General features: G+C 62.2%; 20 protein-coding genes and 1 pseudogene. 15 read left to right on the top strand and 6 right to left on the bottom strand.

All coding sequences use genetic code 11. The features are described 5' to 3' along the window. Positions 1-33 precede the first annotated feature (33 nt). From BM300_RS19165 to hpaI, 8 genes are all read left to right on the top strand, one after another. Positions 34-711 carry a fumarylacetoacetate hydrolase family protein gene (locus BM300_RS19165; RefSeq protein ID WP_092141226.1) on the top strand — a complete coding sequence of 226 codons (678 nt, stop codon included), beginning with the start codon at positions 34-36 and terminating at the stop codon, positions 709-711. Continuing rightward, positions 708-1,478, top strand: a complete 771-nt coding sequence (locus tag BM300_RS19160; RefSeq protein ID WP_092345054.1) for a fumarylacetoacetate hydrolase family protein — start codon at positions 708-710, stop codon at positions 1,476-1,478. Before BM300_RS19165 ends, BM300_RS19160 begins: the two co-directional genes overlap by 4 nt. Positions 1,479-1,483: 5 nt before the next feature. Then, positions 1,484-2,944 (top strand): 5-carboxymethyl-2-hydroxymuconate semialdehyde dehydrogenase, encoded by a 1,461-nt coding sequence (hpaE, locus tag BM300_RS19155; protein ID WP_092141229.1) that lies wholly within the window; start codon positions 1,484-1,486, stop codon positions 2,942-2,944. 187 nt (positions 2,945-3,131) lie between these two features. Then, complete coding sequence (gene hpaD, locus BM300_RS19150) at positions 3,132-3,989, top strand: 3,4-dihydroxyphenylacetate 2,3-dioxygenase (protein ID WP_063321378.1); 858 nt, start codon at positions 3,132-3,134, stop codon at positions 3,987-3,989. Between the two features lie 91 nt (positions 3,990-4,080). Next, entirely contained in the window at positions 4,081-4,473 is a 393-nt protein-coding gene (locus BM300_RS19145) for a tautomerase family protein (RefSeq protein WP_092345052.1), read from the top strand. A gap of 52 nt (positions 4,474-4,525) precedes the next feature. Further along, complete coding sequence (locus BM300_RS19140; protein ID WP_092141238.1) at positions 4,526-5,830, top strand: MFS transporter; 1,305 nt, start codon at positions 4,526-4,528, stop codon at positions 5,828-5,830. A 12-nt stretch (positions 5,831-5,842) separates the two neighbouring features. Continuing rightward, complete coding sequence (gene hpaH, locus BM300_RS19135; protein ID WP_092463641.1) at positions 5,843-6,646, top strand: 2-oxo-hept-4-ene-1,7-dioate hydratase; 804 nt, start codon at positions 5,843-5,845, stop codon at positions 6,644-6,646. 14 nt (positions 6,647-6,660) lie between these two features. After that, on the top strand, positions 6,661-7,458 hold the full coding sequence (hpaI, locus tag BM300_RS19130; RefSeq protein WP_063321382.1) for a 4-hydroxy-2-oxoheptanedioate aldolase: 798 nt from the start codon (positions 6,661-6,663) through the stop codon (positions 7,456-7,458). A gap of 136 nt (positions 7,459-7,594) precedes the next feature. On the opposite strand, the gene hpaR is transcribed toward hpaI, so the two are convergent. From hpaR to BM300_RS19115, 3 genes are all read right to left on the bottom strand, one after another. Continuing rightward, positions 7,595-8,017, bottom strand: coding sequence for a homoprotocatechuate degradation operon regulator HpaR (hpaR, locus tag BM300_RS19125; RefSeq protein ID WP_092141241.1), 423 nt, complete (start codon positions 8,015-8,017; stop codon positions 7,595-7,597). Between the two features lie 271 nt (positions 8,018-8,288). Next, a complete protein-coding gene (locus tag BM300_RS19120) occupies positions 8,289-9,230 on the bottom strand; it encodes a p-hydroxyphenylacetate 3-hydroxylase reductase component (RefSeq protein ID WP_072347828.1) in 942 nt (313 codons plus the stop codon). 66 nt (positions 9,231-9,296) lie between these two features. Next, a complete protein-coding gene (locus BM300_RS19115; protein ID WP_092463637.1) occupies positions 9,297-10,466 on the bottom strand; it encodes a p-hydroxyphenylacetate 3-hydroxylase oxygenase component in 1,170 nt (389 codons plus the stop codon). Positions 10,467-10,777: 311 nt separating this feature from the next. Between BM300_RS19115 and BM300_RS19110 the strand changes: the two genes are divergently transcribed. From BM300_RS19110 to BM300_RS19085, 6 genes are all read left to right on the top strand, one after another. After that, positions 10,778-12,076, top strand: coding sequence for an NAD(P)/FAD-dependent oxidoreductase (locus tag BM300_RS19110; RefSeq protein WP_092141250.1), 1,299 nt, complete (start codon positions 10,778-10,780; stop codon positions 12,074-12,076). A gap of 181 nt (positions 12,077-12,257) precedes the next feature. Next, on the top strand, positions 12,258-12,623 hold the full coding sequence (locus tag BM300_RS19105) for a cupin domain-containing protein (protein WP_063321387.1): 366 nt from the start codon (positions 12,258-12,260) through the stop codon (positions 12,621-12,623). Between the two features lie 51 nt (positions 12,624-12,674). Next, on the top strand, positions 12,675-13,334 hold the full coding sequence (locus BM300_RS19100) for a helix-turn-helix transcriptional regulator (RefSeq protein WP_092463634.1): 660 nt from the start codon (positions 12,675-12,677) through the stop codon (positions 13,332-13,334). A 78-nt stretch (positions 13,335-13,412) separates the two neighbouring features. Next, on the top strand, positions 13,413-14,234 hold the full coding sequence (locus BM300_RS19095) for a molybdenum cofactor biosynthesis F family protein (protein ID WP_092463631.1): 822 nt from the start codon (positions 13,413-13,415) through the stop codon (positions 14,232-14,234). Beyond that, positions 14,227-15,027 carry an SDR family NAD(P)-dependent oxidoreductase gene (locus BM300_RS19090; protein ID WP_092463628.1) on the top strand — a complete coding sequence of 267 codons (801 nt, stop codon included), beginning with the start codon at positions 14,227-14,229 and terminating at the stop codon, positions 15,025-15,027. Before BM300_RS19095 ends, BM300_RS19090 begins: the two co-directional genes overlap by 8 nt. Then, the gene (locus tag BM300_RS19085) at positions 15,020-15,787 is read left to right on the top strand and encodes an SDR family oxidoreductase (protein ID WP_092141266.1); all 768 of its coding nucleotides are present in this window, start codon (positions 15,020-15,022) and stop codon (positions 15,785-15,787) included. The genes BM300_RS19090 and BM300_RS19085 overlap by 8 nt, the downstream gene beginning before the upstream one ends. A gap of 98 nt (positions 15,788-15,885) precedes the next feature. Here BM300_RS19085 and feaR read toward each other — a convergent pair whose 3' ends face one another. From feaR to BM300_RS19070, 3 genes are all read right to left on the bottom strand, one after another. Further along, the gene (gene feaR, locus BM300_RS19080; protein WP_092463627.1) at positions 15,886-16,848 is read right to left on the bottom strand and encodes a transcriptional regulator FeaR; all 963 of its coding nucleotides are present in this window, start codon (positions 16,846-16,848) and stop codon (positions 15,886-15,888) included. Positions 16,849-16,971: 123 nt separating this feature from the next. Continuing rightward, entirely contained in the window at positions 16,972-17,592 is a 621-nt protein-coding gene (locus BM300_RS19075) for a DUF3156 family protein (RefSeq protein ID WP_170862075.1), read from the bottom strand. After that, positions 17,537-19,036: an APC family permease gene (locus tag BM300_RS19070; RefSeq protein ID WP_092141271.1), complete on the bottom strand. Its 1,500-nt coding sequence runs from the start codon at positions 19,034-19,036 to the stop codon at positions 17,537-17,539. The genes BM300_RS19075 and BM300_RS19070 overlap by 56 nt, the downstream gene beginning before the upstream one ends. A gap of 293 nt (positions 19,037-19,329) precedes the next feature. On the opposite strand from BM300_RS19070, the pseudogene BM300_RS19065 reads away from it, so the two are divergent. Continuing rightward, positions 19,330-19,931 (top strand): annotated as a pseudogene (locus BM300_RS19065) (hypothetical protein); the annotation flags it as partial. Positions 19,932-19,974 lie beyond the last annotated feature (43 nt).

The following is a 19,974-nucleotide window of genomic DNA, read 5'->3' as shown; positions in this document are numbered from 1 at the left end:
AGCCCTCACCCTCTGCATCGCCAGGAGACAAGCATGAGCCGAGCCCTGCATGACGTCGCGACCGGCACCCTGTTCGGGGTCGCGCTGAACTACCAGGGGCTGCTGAAACAGCGCCTCGCCGAGTTCGAGCAACCGCCCTACCAAAAACCGCCGCTCAAGCCCGTGCTGTTCATCAAGACCCCCAACACCCGCAACTGGCACGGTGCCGAGGTGGTTCACCCCGGTCGCAGCGAAACACTGCAACCAGGGCCGGCGCTTGGCGTGGTCATGGGCAAGTCAGCCAGTCGCGTCAGCGCCGCCGAAGCCCTGGACTACGTGGCCGGCTACACCCTCATCAATGAATTCAGCCTCCCGGAAGACAGCTATTACCGCCCCGCCGTCAAGGCCAAGTGCCGGGACGGCTTCTGCGCCATGGGCCCGGAACTGGTGCCCACCACTCAGGTGTCCGACCCTCACAGCCTGGCGATCACGCTGTACGTCAACGGCGAGGTTCGCCAGCAGAACAGCACCGCCAACTTCGTTCGCAACATCCCCCAACTGATCGCCGAGATCAGCGAGTTCATGACCTTGCATGCTGGCGACGTGCTGATCACCGGCACGCCTGAAGGCCGGGTCGACGTACTGCCCGGTGACCGTGTCGAAGTAGACATCAGCGGCCTGGGGCGTCTGGTCAATATCATCGTGGCCGAGGAAACAGGAGCAGGTTCATGAAACACGCGCGCATTCGTTTTGAAGGCCAGGATCAAGCCGTCACCGTTGAAGCTCACAACGCTGTACGCCTGGCGGACGGTCGCCTGCTGGCCGAGGACCAGGTCCAGTGGCTGCCACCGGCCACCGGCAGCATGTTCGCCCTGGGCCTGAATTATGCCGATCACGCCGCCGAGCTGGCGTTCAAGCCGCCGACCGAGCCCCTGGCATTCATCAAGTCCCCCGGCACCTACACCGGCCACAACCGGGCGACCTGGCGTCCCGACAACGTCGCCTACATGCACTACGAGTGCGAGCTCGTGGCGGTCATCGGCAAAGCGGCGCGCAACGTCAAGCGCGAGGATGCGTTGGAATACCTGGCCGGCTACACCGTGTGCAACGACTACGCGATCCGCGATTACCTGGAAAACTACTACCGCCCCAACCTGCGGGTGAAGAACCGTGACGCGACAACGCCCGTCGGCCCATGGATTGTCGACGTGGCCGATGTGCCGGACCCGAGCAACCTGAAGCTGCGCACCTGGATCAACGGCCAGTTGCGCCAGGAAGGCAGCACGAAGGACATGATTTTCGATATCCCGTACCTGATCGAATACCTGTCCAGCTTCATGACCTTGCAGCCCGGCGACATGATCGCCACTGGCACGCCGGAAGGCCTGGCGGACGTGGTGCCCGGTGATGAAGTGGTGGTGGAAGTGGAAGGCGTCGGTCGCCTGGTCAATCGAATTGTCAGCGAAGCCGAGTTCTTCGCATCCCGTAAAGAGGCTTGAGCAGCATGATCAAACACTGGATCGACGGCCGTGAGGTCGAAAGCAAAGACGTCTTCGTCAACTACAATCCTGCCACCGGCGAGGCCATCGGCGAAGTCGCCAGCGGCGGCGCCGAGGAAGTGGCCCAAGCGGTCGCGGCAGCCAAGGAAGCGTTTCCGAAATGGGCTAATACCCCGGCCAAGGAACGCGCCCGGCTGATGCGCAAGCTCGGTGAACTGATCGAGCAGAACGTGCCGCAACTGGCCGAACTGGAAACCCTCGACACGGGCTTGCCGATCCACCAGACCAAGAACGTGCTGATCCCGCGGGCCTCCCACAACTTCGATTTCTTTGCCGAAGTCTGCACGCGAATGGACGGTCACACCTATCCGGTCGACGACCAGATGCTCAACTACACCCTGTACCAACCGGTGGGTGTCTGCGCGCTGGTATCGCCCTGGAACGTGCCGTTCATGACCGCGACCTGGAAAACGGCGCCGTGCCTGGCCCTGGGCAACACGGCCGTGCTGAAGATGTCCGAGCTGTCGCCGCTGACCGCCAACGAGTTGGGGCGCCTGGCCGTCGAGGCCGGCATTCCCAATGGCGTATTGAACGTGATCCAAGGCTACGGCGCCACCGCCGGCGACGCGCTGGTGCGCCACCCGGATGTACGGGCGATCTCCTTCACCGGGGGCACCGCCACCGGCAAGAAAATCATGCAGACCGCCGGGTTGAAAAAGTACTCGATGGAACTGGGCGGCAAGTCGCCGGTACTGATTTTCGAAGACGCCGACCTGGAACGCGCCCTCGACGCCGCGCTGTTCACCATTTTTTCCCTCAATGGCGAACGCTGCACCGCCGGCAGCCGGATCTTCATCCAGGAAAGCGTCTACCCGCAATTCGTGGCCGAGTTTGCCGCCCGCGCCAAACGCCTGATCGTCGGTGATCCGCAGGACCCGAAGACCCAGGTCGGTTCGATGATCACCCAGGCCCATTACGACAAGGTCACCGGCTACATCAAGATCGGCCTCGAAGAGGGCGCCACCCTCCTGGCCGGTGGCCTGGAGCGTCCGGCCAATTTGCCTGCCCACCTGAGCCGTGGCCAGTTCATCCAGCCGACGGTGTTCGCCGACGTCAACAACAAGATGCGCATCGCCCAGGAAGAAATCTTCGGCCCGGTGGTGTGCCTGATCCCGTTCAAGGATGAAGCCGAGGCCCTGCAACTGGCCAACGACACCGAATATGGCCTGGCTTCGTACATCTGGACCCAGGACATTGGCAAGGCCCATCGCCTGGCCCATGGCATCGAGGCCGGCATGGTGTTCATCAACAGCCAGAACGTGCGCGACCTGCGCCAGCCTTTCGGCGGCGTGAAGGGTTCCGGAACCGGCCGCGAAGGCGGACAGTACAGCTTTGAAGTGTTTGCCGAGATCAAGAACGTTTGCATCTCCATGGGCAGTCATCACATACCGCGATGGGGTGTTTAACCCAAGGTAAGTGATGAACCCTGTGGCGAGGGAGCTTGCTCCCGCTGGGCTGCGAAGCAGCCCCGCTTTTCCTGACGATTGCTGCGCAATCGAGCGGGAGCAAGCTCCCTCGCCACAACTCATCATCAACACCCGATTCACCGATTATCCAAGATCCAACAAGAACAATCTTTTCAGGAGAATCATCATGGGCGAAGTCGTCCTGGCTGCGAAAATCTGCCACGTTCCCTCGATGTACCTGTCGGAGCTGCCCGGCAAGCACCACGGTTGCCGCGCCGCCGCGATTGCCGGCCACAAGGAAATCGGCCGTCGCGCCCGTGAGCTGGGGGCCGACACCGCCGTGGTGTTCGACGTGCACTGGCTGGTCAACAGCGCCTATCACGTCAACAGCGGCGCGCACTTCAAGGGCATCTACACCAGCAACGAGCTGCCGCACTTCATCAAGAACATGGAGTACGAATACTCAGGCGCCCCGGAACTGGGCGAGCTGATCGCCGCCGAGGCCAATGCCGCCGATGTGCGCACCCTGGCCCACAACATCCCAAGCCTTGAACTGGAATACGGCACGCTGGTGCCGATGCGCTACATGCACATGGACGTCCCTCAGGAACAGAAATTCGACGTCGTATCGATTGCTGCCTGGTGCGCCTGGCACCGCCTGCAAGACAGCTTCACCTTCGGCGCCGCCGTGCGCCGGGCCATCGAAAAAAGCGACCGCAAGGTCCTGGTGCTCGCGTCCGGCTCGCTGTCGCACCGTTTCTCCGACGATCGCAACGCTGAAGCCAACATCCACAACTGGACGCGGGAGTTCGACAAGCAGGTCGACCTGCACGTCGTCGAGATGTGGCGTCAGGGCCGCTGGAAAGAGTTCTGCGCGATGCTCCCGGACTATGCCGAACACTGCTTCGGCGAAGGCAAGATGCATGACACGGCGATGCTGCTGGGGTTGCTCGGCGGGCCGGACTACGACAAGCCTGCCGAAATCATCACCGAGCCTTTCGGCAGCTCCGGCACCGGACAGATCAACGCCATTTTTCCAGTCTGAACAGCAGCTGCAAGCCGCAAGCTAAAAGCTGATCGCTTGCAACTTGCCGCTTGTAGCTCACCACTCAAAGCTGCCGACGCAGGAGGCCCCCATGCCGCATTTCATCGCTGAATACACCGACAACATCGAACAACAAGCCGACCTGCCCGACCTGTTTGAAAAGGTCCACGCCTTGCTGGGCGACAGCGGCGTGTTCCCCCTGGGCGGCATCCGCAGCCGGGGCGTGCGCCTCGACACCTGGCGCATGGCCGACGGCAAGCACGACTACGCCTTCGTACACATGACCTTGAAAGTCGGCCACGGCCGCGACCTGGCCACGCGCCAGAAAGTCGCGGAAAAACTCTTCGAGGTGATCACCGCGCACTTTGCCGAGCTCCAGGCCCAGCGCCTGCTGGCCCTGTCGTTCGAGATGATCGAGCTGCACGAACAGCTCAATTTCAAGGCCAACAACGTCCACGCCTTCCTCAAGGGCCAGGCCACCTGAATCCGTCTGCCTCGCGTTCCCCATCGGCCTCTCTGACAAAAAGTACAAGATCATGAGCACAGCCCATACCGCCAACACCGCCGGCACCGTCGCGCACGACCGCACCCATGCCACCATCACCTGGCGGCTGATGCCGCTGCTGCTGGTCTGTTACCTCTTTGCCCACCTTGATCGCATCAACATCGGCTTCGCGAAGATGCAGATGAGCGCCGACCTGCAGTTCAGCGACACGGTCTACGGCTTCGGCGCAGGGCTGTTCTTCATCGCCTATGCGCTGTTTGGGGTGCCCAGCAACATGGCCCTGGACCGGGTCGGTCCGCGGCGCTGGATCGCCACGCTGATGGTGGTCTGGGGCGCTTTGTCCACCGGCATGTTCCTTATCGACAGCGCCGCCGGTTTCTACGTGTTGCGCTTTCTGCTGGGCGTGGCCGAGGCCGGTTTCTTTCCTGGCATCCTGGTCTTTCTCAACCGTTGGTATCCGGCCCGGCGCCGGGCCCAGGTGACCGCGTTGTTCGCCATCGCCGTGCCGATGGCCGGGGTGATTGGCGGGCCTTTGTCCGGCGGCATTCTCGAGCACTTCCATGATGTTGGCGGTTTGCGTGGCTGGCAGTGGATGTTCGTCATCGAAGGGCTGCCGGTGATCCTGCTCGGCCTTGTTGTGCTCAAATGCCTGCCGGACGATTTCGAGACGGTCAAGTGGCTCACACCGCACGCCAAGCAGCAGCTGCGCGAACAACTGAGCCTTGAAGAACAGCGCAAATCCATCACCTCGTTTTCGGCGATTCTCAACAATCCGCAGGTCTGGTTGTTGGTGGCGGTGTACTTTGCCGTGATGTTGGCGGTGAATACCCTGGCCTTCTGGATGCCCACCCTGATCCATGGCGCCGGCATCGGCAGCGACGGCAAGGTCGGGCTGCTCAGCGCGGTGCCCTACCTGGCCGGCTGTTTCTTCATGATCGGCTGCGGGCGCTCCTCCGACCGCCATCGCGAACGTCGCTGGCACCTGTGCGTACCGCTGTTGATGGCCGCGCTGGGCATTGCGGTCACCGGGTTCTCACCCGGCAATCCAATCCTGGTGCTCAGCGGCCTGATTGTCGCCGGCATGGGCGCCAGTGCGGCGTTGCCGATGTTCTGGCAGCTGCCGCCAGCCTTCCTGTCCAACGGCACCCAGGCCGCCGGTATCGCGCTGATCAGCTCCTTCGGCAGCATCGCCTCATTCTTCGCGCCCTACCTGATCGGCTGGATGCGCGACACCACCCAGAGCGCCAGCCTCGCCTTGTATGTGCTGGCCCTGCTCATCGCCCTTGGTGGCTTGCTGGTGCTGCGCACACAGGCCGCCATCGTCAACCCTCAATAAGAGACCCTTGCCATGCTTGACCAGAACCTCATCCAACAAGCCGCCGCCCGCCTCGACCATGCCGAACGCTCCCGCGAGCAGGTGCGGCAGTTTTCCCTCGATCACCCGGACATCACGATCGAGGATGCCTACGCCATTCAGCGCGCCTGGGTCGCGCAGAAAATCAAGGACGGCCGCAAGCTGGTCGGCCACAAGATCGGCCTGACCTCCCGGGCCATGCAGGTGTCGTCGAACATCACCGAGCCGGACTACGGCGCGCTGCTGGACGACATGTTCTTTGACGAAGGCACCGACATCCCGTTCGAGCGTTTCATCGTGCCGCGGGTGGAAGTGGAGCTGGCGTTCATCCTCGGCAAGCCCTTGAAAGGCCCGAATGTGACGGTTTTCGACGTGCTCGACGCCACCGAATGGGTGATTCCGGCGCTGGAAATCATCGATGCGCGCATCCAGCAGATCGACCCGCAGACCAAGGCGACCCGCAAGGTGTTCGACACCATTTCCGACAACGCCGCCAATGCCGGCGTGGTCATGGGCGGTCGCGCCGTACTCCCGACCGAGATCGACCTGCGCAAGGTGCCGGCGGTGCTGTACCGCAACGGCGTGATCGAAGAGTCCGGCGTCTCGGCGGCGGTGCTCAATCACCCGGCCAAAGGGGTGGCCTGGCTGGCGAACAAGCTGGCGGCCTATGACGTCACCCTGCAACCGGGACAGATCATTCTCGGTGGTTCCTTCACCCGCCCCGTGGCAGCCAACCCCGGCGATACCTTCCATGTCGACTACGACATGCTCGGCTCCATCGCCTGCCGTTTCGTCTGATCGGAGACCGTTTCATGGACATGCCCATCAATACCTTCAAGCAACGCCTGCGCAGCGGCGAGGCGCAGATCGGCCTGTGGCTGGGATTGGCCGATGCCTACTGTGCGGAACTGGCGGCCAACGCCGGCTTCGACTGGCTGCTGATCGACGGTGAACACGCGCCCAACGACTTGCGCACCTTGCTCGGCCAGCTCCAGGCCGTGGCCCCCTACCCCAGCCAGCCGGTGATACGCCCAGTGATCGGTGACACGGCGCTGATCAAGCAAGTGCTCGATATTGGCGTGCAGACCCTGCTGGTGCCGATGGTGGAAAGCGCCGACCAGGCGCGCGAACTGGTGCGCGCCATCCACTACCCGCCCCATGGCGTACGCGGTGTCGGCAGCGCACTGGCCCGGGCGTCACGCTGGAACAGCATCCCCGGTTACCTCGACAAAGCCGACGAGCAGATGTGTTTGCTGGTGCAGATCGAAAGCCGCGAGGGCCTGGCTAACCTGGACGCCATTGCCGCGGTGGACGGTGTCGATGGGGTCTTTATCGGCCCGGCGGACCTGAGCGCCTCCATGGGTTTTCGCGGCAACCCCGGCCACCCGCAGGTACAAGCGGCCATCGAAGACGCCATCGCCCGCATCCGTCAGGCCGGCAAGGCAGCCGGGATTCTCAGTGCCGATGAAAAACTGGCCCGGCGCTATATCGAACTCGGCGCGGCGTTTGTCGCGGTGGGCGTGGATACGACGGTGTTGATGCGGGGCTTGCAGACATTGGCGGCGACGTTCAAGGACACACCAAAGCCTGCGGCTGGCGGTGTGTACTGACAGCACCACAAACCCCGTGGCGAGGGAGCTTGCTCCCGCTGGGTCGCGAAGCGGGCCCCTTGAATCCGACAGTGAATTCAAGACTTTTGGGCCTGCCAGCGGGAGCAAGCTCCCTCACCACAAAAGTAGACCAGCCTCAGCGCCTGATCGCCTTCAGGTCATTGAGCAACCCCAGAAGCGTCTGCAATTTTTCCTCCCCTAACTTGTCCTGCAGACGCTGATAGTTCGCTTCCATGCTCTGGCTCATCGAATCGAAGCTCGCCTGCCCTTGCGGCGCCAGGCGCACCAGCACTCGCCGCTGATCCTGTTCAGCCTTGCGCCGCACCACCATGCCTGCCGCCTCCATGCGCACCAGCACGCCGGTCATGCTGGGCTTGAGGATGCAGGCCAATTCGGCCAGGCGATTGATCTCCAGCTCATCGTGCTGGCTAAGAATGCGGATGACTCGCCATTGCTGCTCGGTCAAGCCATGTTGATTGAGGGAAGGCCGGAAAAAACCCATGGCCGCTTCACGGGCCTGGAGCAGGGTCAGAGTCAAGGATTGGCGCGGCTTGGGCATGGATGGGGTTCGCGAGAAGAGTTAGTTAATGAGTTAACTAAATCTTAACAGCTTCCAACCCATGTCGGACCATCCGTTCACAGAATCTGGATCAAGCGAGGCCTCTGTGGCGAGGGAGCTTGCTCCCGCTGGGGTGCGCAGCAGCCCCTGGATCAGTCGCAGCGGAGTGTCAGGCAATCTGAGCTTGGAGTGTTGGGGCCGCTTCGCGGCCCAGCGGGAGCAAGCTCCCTCGCCACAGGGGTTGGTGCCAAGCCTTGATGCATGTTTCAGCTCAAGCGCCCTTGATCACACCCTTGAGCACCGCTTTGAAATGCTCCACCTGGGCCTCGCCGAACTGGCCGAACACCTTGTCCTGCTGTTCCTTGGCGATAGCCCAGAGCCCTTCGGTCTCATCCATGCCCTTGGCAGTCAGGCGTACCCGTTCGCCTTCATCGGTCACCAGGCCCTTGCGCTTGAGGTTGGCCACGGCTTCTTCGATTTCGCGCACCGGCATCGCCACCTCCCGCTGCAAGTCGCACAGGTTCAGCCCGGCATCGTTCTCGAGCACCATCAGCATTCGTGCCTCACTGGTGCGCAAGCCGGTGGACAACTGACGCGGCTGGTAGCTTGCCTGGTAAGCCCGCAGTGCCTGAGTCATCAGGTAATACAGGTTGTGGCTCAAGCGCCCCTGGAAGTGACTGCTGGGGGACTGACCCTCTTCCCGTCTGGTCATGCGAGTGTGGGGCAGCACCATCGAGTAGGCGCCCTGGTGATAGAGCAATGGAGAGCGTCCGAAATCATCAAACGCCACGACCTTGCCGATCATGATCCAGTGATCGCCGCCATCGACCTGCTGGAATTTTTCACAGTGAAAACGCGCCGAGCAATCGACAAACACCGGGGCACCGCCTTCGCCGGTTTCGAATTCGATTTCAGCGAAGCGGTCCTCCTTGGGTCGTGCGAAGTTGTTCGACAGGTCGATCTGGTCGGCGGCCAGCACGTTCACCGCAAAATGGCTGGCGGCTTCGAACACACCATGGCTGCTCGAACGCTTGTCGATGCTCCACAGGATCAATGGCGGGTCCAGGGACACCGAATTGAAACTGTTGGCCGTCACACCGACCTTGCGGCCATCTTCAGTGGCAGCGGTGACCACGGTCACGCCGGTGGCGAAGTTACCCAGGGCCCGGCGGAATGCGCGGGTATCGAAAGCGGTATCACAAAGACTGGACATGCAAGACTCCCGGCCGCCTCGAGCGACGGCCTCGATTATTGTTCTAGGGGTACAACGAACAGGCGGTCAAACCATGGACGGATCAGGCTCAAGGCCCATCAACTCACGACCGAGAATCTGCGCACAAACGTCGTAGTCGGTATAGGCATGGGCGCCGGTCAGGTGGGCGTCGCGGAACAGCCGTTGCAACTCGTTGTTCTCGAACCAGGCGCCGCCGCCAGCCGCCTCCATCAAGCGGTCGACGGCCTGGATGCACATTTTGGTGGCGTAACCCTGGTTGGTCCGCCAGAACGCCAGGGTTTCCCGGCTGGGGTATTCGTGGCGCTCACCGTATTCGGCGTGCTCCTGCCAGGTTTTCTCCAGAAAGGCACGGGCCGCGGCCACCTGATGAGTCGACTCGGCCAGACGCATCAACGCCGGGGTAGCGGCACCGACTGCCGCACCGGTGTAGGCCCGCACGCGGTTGCGGGTCTTCTCGCGAAAGACCTCCAGCATGCGTTCGGCCACGCCCAGGCTGACCGTGGAAAAACCACTGGCGAAGTAAGGGCGGTATGGCGAGTAGAAGATCTTGCTATCGGGGTACAGGCCGAATCCGCCGGACTTGCCCTCCATCATGTCCTTGGCCTTCTGGATCCGGTATTCCGGCACGAAAGCGTTGTCGATGATCAACGTCTTGCTGCCACTGCCGCGCATGCCCACCGCGAACCAGTCATCGCGAATCTCATAGTCGCTACGCGGCAGCACCGCAAAGCAATAGTCCTGGGCGCCTTCGGCGTTTTTACGGCGAAACCCAACGATCGCCCATTCGGCATGATCGCAGCCGCTGCTCCAGCCCATTTCACCGCTGAACGTCACACCGCCCTCGACTTCCTCGGTGCGGCCAAACGGCGCGATACTGCTGCTGGCAGTGGCATCGGGATCATCGCCCCAGATTTCCTGCTGGGCCCTGGCCGGGAACATTGCCAACTGATGGCTGTGGGTGCACAACAGGCTCATGGCCCAGGCCGTGCTGGCACAGGCACCGGCCAGCAGCGCGATGCAATCGGCGAACTGCGGCAGGGAAATCTCCAGGCCACCGTAGGGTTTCGGCTGGAAGGCCCGGTGCATGCCAATGCTTTTGAGCAAGGCTATATTTTCGGCAGGGACGCTACGGTCTTTCTCCGCCTGGAAGGCATTGGCGGCAATGACCGGCAGGAGGGGCTTGAGGTCTTCGAGCAGCGGGTTTGGCTTTTTCATGGACAGGCTCTTTTATTATTGGCATCTGCCAATCCCGTCTCTGCCCGGCAACCTGAGGTTGCGCAAACAGCGGGATCAGTGATTAAGGCCGGTCCAGTATGGGCAATCACAGGCGGGTGAAAAATGCACCTTCCAGATCCAAGATTGTACTTTTCATGGGGCAGCTTTCGGCGCCATGGCGCGCTCGGTCAAATCCCCCGGCACGGATGATCAAGACAAGCGCCCTGCCAAGGCTCTTAATAGGGCCATCCCCTGCAATGCCTTGCGAAGGCGTGGCAACGGAGTTTCCTTTCACTTTGTCAGGTTGCGTCATGATCAATATCGAAACGCCCACCTATTACACGGCCACCAAGAAATACAACCTCAGCTTCCCCACGTTGGAACAGGACGTGGACGCCGATGTTGTGGTCATTGGCGGCGGTTTCTCCGGGATCAATACCGCGCTGGAGCTCGCCGAAAAAGGCATCACCAACATCGTGGTGCTGGAGGCGCGTTACCTGGGGTTCGGCGGCACTGGGCGCAATGGCGGGCAGATTATGGCCGGCATCGGTCATGACCTGGAAAAGATCAAGAAGGACGTGGGTGAAGACGGCCTGCGCCAGATCTTCGAGATCAGCGACCTGGGCGCCGACATCATCAAGGACCGTATCGCCAAGTACGCCATCGATGCCGACTTCTGCCACGGCTACGGCTACATGGGCTTCAACGCGCGCCAGGAGAAAACCTTGCGGGCCTGGGAAAAAGACTTCAAGTCAGTCAATAGCAAACACGAGATCCGGTTTCTCGGCGGCTCCGAGGTGCAGCAGATCATCGGTTCCAAGGCCTACGGCAGCGCCTTGCTGCACATGGGCGGCGGGCATGTGCACTCACTGAACCTGTTATTGGGTGAGGCCAAGGCCCTGGTCAGCCACGGCGTACGGATTTTCGAGAACAGCCCGGCGTTGGAAGTCAGTTATGGCGAGCGCATCACCGTGCGTACCGGGCGCGGCTCGGTCAGGGCCAGCAAGCTGCTGTGGGCCTGCGACAGTTTCCTCAACAAGCTGGAACCGGAGCTGCATCGCTCGACCATCAACACCTACGCCTTCCAGATGATGACCGAGCCGTTGTCGGACGAACTGATCCAGCGCATCAGCCCGATTCGCGGTGCCTACAGTGACATTCGCCCGGTGATCGACTACTACCGCGTCACCAACGAAAACCGCCTGCTGTTCGGTGCTGCGACGCCGTTGGTGGAGCACATCCCCCAGGATCTCAAGGCCTGGAACCGGCGCCTGATGCTGAAGATCTTCCCGTACCTCAAGGACGTGAAGATCGACCTGGCCTGGGGTGGCCCGATGGCGTGCAGCCCGAACCTGTTCCCGCAGATCGGTACCCTGCCCGGGCGCAGCAACGCGTTTTTCGTCCAGGGTTACTCAGGCTTTGGCGTCACGCCGAGCCACATCATCTGCAAGGTGCTGGCCGAAGGCATGAGCGAAGGCTCGGCGCGCTACGACCTGGTCAGCTCGATCCGGCGCCCGACCATCATCGGCAAAGACGCCATTCGTCCATTGCTGCTGACCGCCGGCAAGTCCTGGCATCAGCTGTCGGGCTACTGGAACGGCCGTCGCTGAGATGAGTGGCTGAACATACACCCTGTGGCGAGGGATTTATCCCCGCTGGCTGCGAAGCAGCCCCATAAGCAGCACAGATGCAGGTTTTTTCAGGGGTCGCTGCGCGCCCAGCGGGGATAAATCCCTCACCACAAGCCCCCCTTCCAACTTCGCTATTTTTTAATCATCAGGAGTCACTGCCATGCCCCTTATCACCGTCAAAAAAGACATCCAGCTGTCCGACCTGGACGCCTGGGGCACCGTCGCCGATCTCGGTTCGCAGATTCTCGAAGGCGAAGTCAAAGCCTTCGGCAAGATGACCTTCGGCGCACCAACCGACCCCGTCAGCAGCGCCTACTTCGGTACCACCCAAGGCAAGTTCCGGATGGTCTATCCCTTCGCCGAACAAGCCACCGTGGTCACCGGTGAAGTGGTGCTCACCGACGAGGCCACCGGCCAGAGCACCCGCTACAAGGCCGGCGACAGCTGGTTCGTGACCAAGGGCACGCCAGTGCTGTGGGAAGTGGTCAGCGAGAGTTTCGTCAAACACTACTTCGCGGTAGCCTGATCGTACTTGGCTGTCGGCCCAACCGGCAGCCCTCTCGGCGAAGGTGCGACCATGAACCTCATCCCCACCCAGGACATCGCCGGCCAGTGCCTGCACGCATTTACCCAGCTCGTTCCCGTCAGCCGGGCGGCGTTCTACTGCGTTGATCGGCAACTGCAGGTCCACGACTTCAGTCTGCACAGGATGAGCGGCGAGATGCACCGCGACTATCTGGACAACTATCGCCAATTTGATCCGCTGCATCCGCGCCACTGCGTGTCCAGCGAGTTGGCCGTGGTGCCGTTGAGCCTGGCGATGACCCGCCAACCGCGACGTGACAACCATCGTTATCACGACTTCCTGCAGCGCTACGGCGTGGTCGACGTGGTGGAGGTCTTCGCCCATCGGGACGGTCAGCCCCAAGCCGCGATTTCGTTGCTGCGCACTGCCGAGCAAGGCATCTTCACCAGTCAGCATCTAAGCCAACTCAGCGCGTTGCAGGCCTTGCTGCAACTGGCCGCGGCCCATTTGCCCAGCCATGAGGACCCACTGGGCGACTTGACGCCCAAGGAGCGCCAGATTGCCTGGCTGCTGCGCCAAGGCGTCAGCAACAAGCAATTGGCCCGGGAGCTGGAGGTGGGCTTGCCGACCATCAAGACTCACCTGATCCACCTGTTTCGCAAGGTAGGTGTGAGCAGCCGTACCGAGTTGGTCAGCGCACTGTTCCTCTGATCAACCATTTGGTTGATAGGCCGCCGTTACCCGGCACCGCATGATCCGTGTGGCTAATTCAACCACCGGAGCCTTGTAATGAGCACATCTTCAGACTGGATCACCGTCGGCGCCCTGGCCGATGGCTTTGCCCCCGAAGCTTTCATCCTGCCAAACCTGGCCGACCTGGACAGCAAGACCTTCACCCTGCATTTCGCCAATGGCTGGCAGATCGAGCACCGCTTCGAGCAGGACACCCTGACCTGGAACGCCGCCGATGGGCACTCCAACGGCAGCGCGACCTACCGGGCCACATCCGTACGCCCGGGCCTGTACCTGGTGGACTTCATCAAGCGCGAAGGCGAGCTGACGCTGTCGGTAAGCCTGGTGCTCGATACCGCCAACGCCGCCTTCACCGCCGTGATCGGCCGCATGCCGAGCCAGCAAGAAACCGGCGAAGGCCTCTACAGCCGGGCGCTGGCCGGCAAGCCCCTGACCTCGGTTCAAGCGCAGTTCCTGCACGGCAGCCTCGATCGTCCCTGGCAGCCTGGCCTGTGCCCGCACGCACCGACCACCGAACTGGTGGGGCTGCGCAACCTGTATCGCTACAGCCCGAGCGAAGTCTACGAACACATTTACCTCAACGACCAGTTCTACTCGTGGCAGTGTCTCAAGGGCGTTGAACAAGGCCTGTGCGACACCGATCGCTGCGACACCTACAAGATCGCCGATCAGTTGTACCTGTTCGTCTGGCGGGAAAAAATCATCCCGACCCTGGGCCTGGTGCTGATCGACCTGCAACAGCACCGCAGCGACGGCAAGATCTTCGGCTACGCCGGTGCGTCGTTCGATGAGTTCTCCAATTTCCCGGTCAGTTCCTACTGCCAGGTACTCAATCAGACGGAGTATCCCGATGCCTGAATCACGTACCGTGGTGATCACCGGTGCCGGTACCGGCATTGGCGCCGCCTGCGCCCGCCTGTATGCCGCCGAAGGCGCCAACCTGGTGCTGATCGGCCGCCGTCGCGAGCCCCTGGAAGCACTCGCCGAGGACATCGGCGGCCTGGTGCTGGTGGGCGATGCGGCCTGTCCGAACACTTGGGACGGCTTCGTCGAGCAGATTTTCACGCGTCATGGCCGACTCGACGTGCTGCTCGCCTGTGCCGGTGGTTTGGGCATGGGCAGCGCCACTGGGACTCAGCCATCGGCCTGGGAAGCGGCCCTGCGCAGCAACCTCGACAGCGCCTTCTACAGCGCCCGGGCGTGCCTGCCACTGCTGCAGGAAAGCGCCGGCAACATTGTGCTGATTGCCTCCATTGCTTCGTTGGCGGCAGGCCCCCACGTGTGCGGCTACACCACAGCCAAGCATGCGCTGTTGGGCCTCAACCGCTCCCTGGCAAGGGATTACGGGCTTCACGGCGTACGGGTGAATGCAGTCTGCCCAGGTTGGGTCCGCACCCCCATGGCCGATGAAGAAATGCAGGCACTGATGCAGTTCCATGGCGAAACGTTGCAACAGGCGTATGACCGGGTCTGCGCCGACGTGCCGTTGCGCAGGCCGGCCAGTGCGGAGGAAATCGCCAACGTCTGCCGTTTCCTGGCCTCCCCTGATGCGTCGATCATCACCGGGGCGACGCTGGTGGCCGATGGCGGCTCCAACATTGTCGATGTACCGACACTGGCCTTCAGCCGGATGGCGGCCAGCGATGTCTGAGGATCTGGATTTCAGCGGCCAGACCGTATTGGTCACGGGCGGCGCCCAGGGCATTGGCCGGGCCATCGTTGAAGCGTTTGCCCTGCGTGGGGCTCGCGTGGTCATCGCCGACCTTGGCCTGGCGCGCGCCGAAGCGGTGGCCGACGAATTGACTGCCGAGGGCTGTCAGGTACAAGCGGTGGGGGTTGACCTGGCCGACGCAACGGCGGTCTTCGGGATGATGGCCGAGCTGGAGCAGCGCTTGGGGAGGCTGGATACCCTGGTGCACAACGCCGGGTATTTTCCGCTGACACCGTTCGCCGAGATCACCCCGTCGATGCTCGAGCGTACGCTGGCGGTGAACCTGTCGGCGCTGTTCTGGCTGACCCAGGCCGCGCTACCGATGTTCCGACGCCAGGGCCGAGGCTGCGTGCTGGTGACCTCTTCGGTCACCGGCCCGCGGGTGGCGTATCCAGGGCTCAGCCACTACGCGGCCTCCAAGGCCGGGGTCAATGGTTTCATTCGCAATGCCGCGCTGGAACTGGCGGCCGAGAATGTCCGCGTTAATGGGGTCGAGCCGGGCATGATCGCGACACCGGCCATGGCCAACCTGGGCGACGATGAAGTCAACCAGGACATTGCCCGCCGAGTGCCGCTGGGTCGATTGGGCCAACCGAGTGACATCGCCGGCGCCATGCTGTACCTGGCATCGAGCCTGGCCAGTTATGTGACCGGGCAGACTTTGGTGGTCGACGGGGGTTCGACGTTGCCGGAGGTCTGAACCTGAGTGGGGGGAGTCAGCTTGCGGTGAGGGTGGATGGACCACCGTCATCGCGAGCAAGCTCGCGATAGCGATCATCCAGTCAACGACGACCTCATTCAAGCCATCCCTTGCCCCTCCTGCAAACGGCTGGAACGAAACTCCTTGGGCGACAGCTCGAACTGCTTCTTGAACGAACGGCTGAAATGCGCCGAATCGGTAAAGCCCCATTTGTAGGCAATCGAGGTAATGGACTCGTCCCGCAGGAACGGATTGGTCAGGTCATCAGCGCTGCGCTTGAGCCGGGCCCGCTGGATATAGCGGCAAACGCTGTCATCCTGCTCTTCGAACAATCGATACAGATGCCGCACCGAAATATTCAGTCGATTGGCCAGGCCCACCGGGCTGAGGCCGGGCTGGGTCAGTGACTCGTCGATGACCTTCTGTACATAGCTGCGCAGATGGCTGCCCTGCAACGCAACCCCCTCATCACGGGCATCGCTACTGTGCTCCAAGGCCGAGCCCAACAGCGAAACGAAGGCACTCTGCAACGCTTCACCCTCGCCCGCGGCGCCCTCGCCGTCGGGTGTGTCCCTGCACAGCTGGTCCATCAAGACATGCAGCATCCGCCCACACGCCTTGCTGGACGAAACCTTGCCGAAAGTCTTGGTCTCCCCGCCCAGTTGTCGCGACACGTCCTGGCGAGACAAGGACAGCACCGCGTGCTCGATCAGGCCGAACGGGCTGATCTCAAGCGCCCCCACGGAATCCATCAGCAGCAGTTCACCGGGTGCCAGCTGAATGCTCAAGCCGTTCTGGGTAATGCGGCAGTAGCCGCTGCGCTGGCTGACCAGGAAGCAATCCTGGTCATCGTCGTGATCCGCGTTGGGTAGGTGACGCTTGATGCTACCGGCGTTGGTGCGCAGGTTCGCGAGGGTAAGGCCACCCCGATGGAAATTCGACACTTCACCAATAAACAGCGAACGATTGAAGGCCAGCTCGGTATCGAAGTGGCCGCAAGTCGCCCGCAGATCCCGGTTCCAGGTGTCCAGACCGTCCTGCCCAACCTGTTGCATGCTCATGGCATTCTCCGCAGTGGCTTATTGTTTTTGTGCGGCAATAGTTAACATGTTATCTATATGCACGCAACAAGTACCTGATCGCCAGAGCAGTAGCAGGAATGATGCCAGGGCAGCACAACAGAATCAGAGCGTTGCCAGTACCCGCTGCAGACCGCTCAAGGTTGCCAACAAGACGCAGCGCTGCTCGCGGCTCAACGGGATATACCGACGAAAGGCCGGCATGCGATTGACCACTTCGCTACCGCCCATGTGTTCCAGGCGCACGCACCACTGGCGTCCCTGCAAATCGATGCGCAGCCGTTTGAAATCCAGGGGCATGAGGGCCTGATACAGCACAAGATCCTGCTCCACCGCCGCCTGCAACCGGGCCGCCAGGTCACTGCGCCCGTCCCGCTGCCGGCAGCGAATACCACTGCGCCGAACAGCCCCGCCGTGGTGCAGCTCCAGGCGCGCCGTGCCCTCTCGGGAGGCAGGCACGCGCAGGACGAACTCGGTCATCACCAGGTGCATCAACAACTGCGACTCGGTGCGTTCGACGATCTCCAACTGCAAGCTGCCATCGTCGGTGGCTGCCGTCGCCGTAGTCGGGCCCGCCACCTCGAATCGCGCCAGCGCCAGGTTGCGCCGCAGGTGTTCCAGGGTCACCCCGGGCCGATACCCGGCCGGGGTGCGCTGGGCGCTGAACAACTCAGACAGTTTTTGCAGCAGGGTCGACAAACTCGCCCGCAAGTTGCCCTGGTTCATGGGAGAACTCCTTGGCCAGCACGTCTTCTACCGACGCTGGCTTGAATGGATTGACCCTCTGTACCACCAGGGTCCAGAACAAGGCGTACGCTGCCGTGCCACCGAGCATCACCGCGAAGGGCACGTAGATGTCTGCCGGGTTCATGCCGGGCGGTGTGATGAACCACATGCCCAGCATAATGCCGACACTGGACAGGATCTGTGGCAACGGGAACCACGGCGAGCGATAGGCCCGCGGCAGATCGGGACGACGAATCCGCAGGCTGACCACCGACACGGTCACCAGCAGGTAGGCAAAACTCCAGGCGCACACCGCGGCCAGCACCAGGTGCATGATGTTGTCGGTATTGCCGCCCAGCCACCACGCGTGCAGGCACGGAATCAGCATCGCCACCAGGATGCACAGTAACGGCGTCTTGAAGCGCGGGTGCAGATAGGTGAAGATTTTCGGCAACGCACCGTCCACCGCCATGCCGTAGAGAATCCGCGGTACGCCGGCCATCAGGGTGTTGATGGTCGCCGCACCGGCAAACAGAAAGCCAATGCCCAGCCACATCGGGCCGATATCGCCCATGACCTGTTCGGCGAAGCGTGGAATCGCCATGGGGGTATCCAGCAGATGCACGCCGCTGGTGGCATCGAGCAGCACGTTTTCCACTTGGCGCTTCATCGCCGCACCGTAGATGAACATGCAGGTGGCGACGCTGAACAAGCCCAGCATCATGGCCCGGGGCATGGTCCGGGCGGACTGGCGCAGGTCCGGTGCCAGCGGCGTGACGAATTCGCAGCCGACAAACATGAACATGGCCATGCCCACCAGCGACAGCACCGTGACCATATCGGTGCCCACCACGGACGCGCCGAACCAGCCCTCCAACTCCACTGCCGGAGCGGCGATCAGGCCCAGCACGCCGAACACCATCAGGGTGGTCCACATGCCGAACGTCAGGATGATTTCGGCCCGGCCAAAGGCGCTGACGCCGAACGCGTTGAGCACGCCAAAGACCACCACGAACCCCACGCCCAGCAACCAGGAGCCACCTGCCGATTCGGCCAGGGTGTTGAGGTGTTCGAAGTTCACCAGGGCCATGACGCCGGCCAGGATGGTCTCGGCGGTTCCGGCGAACACATGGACGATCAGATAGGCCGACAAGGTGCCCGTAATCGCGAAGAAACGTCCCATGCCACAGTTGATATAGTCATAGACCGAGCCGGTGGTCGGGAGAATCGACGCCGCCTCGGCAAACGTCGTCGCCTGGGCCAGCATCATTACCACGGCGATCAGCATCGCCACGGCAAAGGCGCTGCCGCCAATGCCAAAGCCCATGGTCGCGGTGAGAATCACGGGACTTGCCATGATCAGGCCAATGGTGCTGGCCAACGCGGTGGGAAAGCCCACCGAACCCCGGTTCAAGTGCTCGGTGAGCCTGTCATTGATCGACATGGTGCAAGGTCCTCGAAAGCGGATTTTTAGTATGGATGCCACAGCCGTCCAGGAACCGGCGATCATGCCTTCCCCAACCAGTCCCTGATCGAAACGGCGTTGCGTGTAGCCTTACTCTGCGCCGCACCGCGCCGGGCGTCTTGCCCATGTCTGCCGCCGGTTTTGTTGCTGCCTGCCAACACCGCCGCGCTGGCGGCCTGGATCAACTCCATGGCAGGCAGGTGAAAGACTTCCCTGGGTACCTCTCCCCTTAATGCGCGCTCTACTGTCCAATCGCACTGGGGAATTCCACCATGGGGCACACACGCCGTACACCTCTGCTGCGCAATGCCCATCGGCTTGGGCATCGCCCTGCTGGTCGCCGATTCACCGGCCCAGGCTTATGAGCTTTATTCCGACGAAGATACCACCGTCATCGGCAACTTCCTGGCGGTCTACGGGCTGTTCAACAGCCGCAAGAACTACGACGGCTCCACCGGTGGTTCAAGCTGGCGCGAAGGCTTCATTAAGTATGGCCTGAGTATCGACCAGACACTCGGCAACCTGGGCAGTTTCTACGGGACGGCCAACCCTGGAATACACCGCCGCGCCTGGCACCCTGGGGCTGGCCTATATCCATGGCATCGATGTCGATGACCGCTACGCCAGCAACTTCCAGAAACAGCACGAAGGCATGGACATCTACAGCCTGCGCGGCGCCGGCAATGCTGGCATCGAAAACGCCCACTTCTCCTTCGAGTACGCCTGGCAGGACAAGGACGCGGGCCCGGAGAAAGCCTGGTACGGCGAAGCCGGCTACACCTTCGCCGACCTGCCCTGGACACCGGACCTGACCTATCGCTACAGCCGTTACTCCAAGGACTGGGACTCGATGTTCAACGGCCAGAACCGTGGCGGTTGCGTTCTGAACGTGGCGGGAGCTGCCCCGACGGCAGCTC

The sequence above is a fragment of the Pseudomonas sp. NFACC46-3 genome (assembly GCF_900114515.1).
In the GTDB taxonomy this organism is placed as follows: Bacteria; Pseudomonadota; Gammaproteobacteria; order Pseudomonadales; family Pseudomonadaceae; genus Aquipseudomonas; species Aquipseudomonas fluorescens_Q.
This window is presented reverse-complemented; position numbering and strand designations above follow the sequence as displayed.

Excerpts from the sequence above, each read along its gene's own strand:
- BM300_RS19165 (WP_092141226.1), top strand. The coding sequence starts at position 34 with ATGAGCCGAGCCCTGCATGACGTCGCGACCGGCACCCTGTTCGGGGTC.
- BM300_RS19160 (WP_092345054.1), top strand. The coding sequence starts at position 708 with ATGAAACACGCGCGCATTCGTTTTGAAGGCCAGGATCAAGCCGTCACC.
- hpaE (WP_092141229.1), top strand. The coding sequence starts at position 1,484 with ATGATCAAACACTGGATCGACGGCCGTGAGGTCGAAAGCAAAGACGTC.
- hpaD (WP_063321378.1), top strand. The coding sequence starts at position 3,132 with ATGGGCGAAGTCGTCCTGGCTGCGAAAATCTGCCACGTTCCCTCGATG.
- BM300_RS19145 (WP_092345052.1), top strand. The coding sequence starts at position 4,081 with ATGCCGCATTTCATCGCTGAATACACCGACAACATCGAACAACAAGCC.
- BM300_RS19140 (WP_092141238.1), top strand. The coding sequence starts at position 4,526 with ATGAGCACAGCCCATACCGCCAACACCGCCGGCACCGTCGCGCACGAC.
- hpaH (WP_092463641.1), top strand. The coding sequence starts at position 5,843 with ATGCTTGACCAGAACCTCATCCAACAAGCCGCCGCCCGCCTCGACCAT.
- hpaI (WP_063321382.1), top strand. The coding sequence starts at position 6,661 with ATGGACATGCCCATCAATACCTTCAAGCAACGCCTGCGCAGCGGCGAG.
- hpaR (WP_092141241.1), bottom strand. The coding sequence starts at position 8,017 with ATGCCCAAGCCGCGCCAATCCTTGACTCTGACCCTGCTCCAGGCCCGT.
- BM300_RS19120 (WP_072347828.1), bottom strand. The coding sequence starts at position 9,230 with ATGTCCAGTCTTTGTGATACCGCTTTCGATACCCGCGCATTCCGCCGG.
- BM300_RS19115 (WP_092463637.1), bottom strand. The coding sequence starts at position 10,466 with ATGAAAAAGCCAAACCCGCTGCTCGAAGACCTCAAGCCCCTCCTGCCG.
- BM300_RS19110 (WP_092141250.1), top strand. The coding sequence starts at position 10,778 with ATGATCAATATCGAAACGCCCACCTATTACACGGCCACCAAGAAATAC.
- BM300_RS19105 (WP_063321387.1), top strand. The coding sequence starts at position 12,258 with ATGCCCCTTATCACCGTCAAAAAAGACATCCAGCTGTCCGACCTGGAC.
- BM300_RS19100 (WP_092463634.1), top strand. The coding sequence starts at position 12,675 with ATGAACCTCATCCCCACCCAGGACATCGCCGGCCAGTGCCTGCACGCA.
- BM300_RS19095 (WP_092463631.1), top strand. The coding sequence starts at position 13,413 with ATGAGCACATCTTCAGACTGGATCACCGTCGGCGCCCTGGCCGATGGC.
- BM300_RS19090 (WP_092463628.1), top strand. The coding sequence starts at position 14,227 with ATGCCTGAATCACGTACCGTGGTGATCACCGGTGCCGGTACCGGCATT.
- BM300_RS19085 (WP_092141266.1), top strand. The coding sequence starts at position 15,020 with ATGTCTGAGGATCTGGATTTCAGCGGCCAGACCGTATTGGTCACGGGC.
- feaR (WP_092463627.1), bottom strand. The coding sequence starts at position 16,848 with ATGAGCATGCAACAGGTTGGGCAGGACGGTCTGGACACCTGGAACCGG.
- BM300_RS19075 (WP_170862075.1), bottom strand. The coding sequence starts at position 17,592 with ATGAACCAGGGCAACTTGCGGGCGAGTTTGTCGACCCTGCTGCAAAAA.
- BM300_RS19070 (WP_092141271.1), bottom strand. The coding sequence starts at position 19,036 with ATGTCGATCAATGACAGGCTCACCGAGCACTTGAACCGGGGTTCGGTG.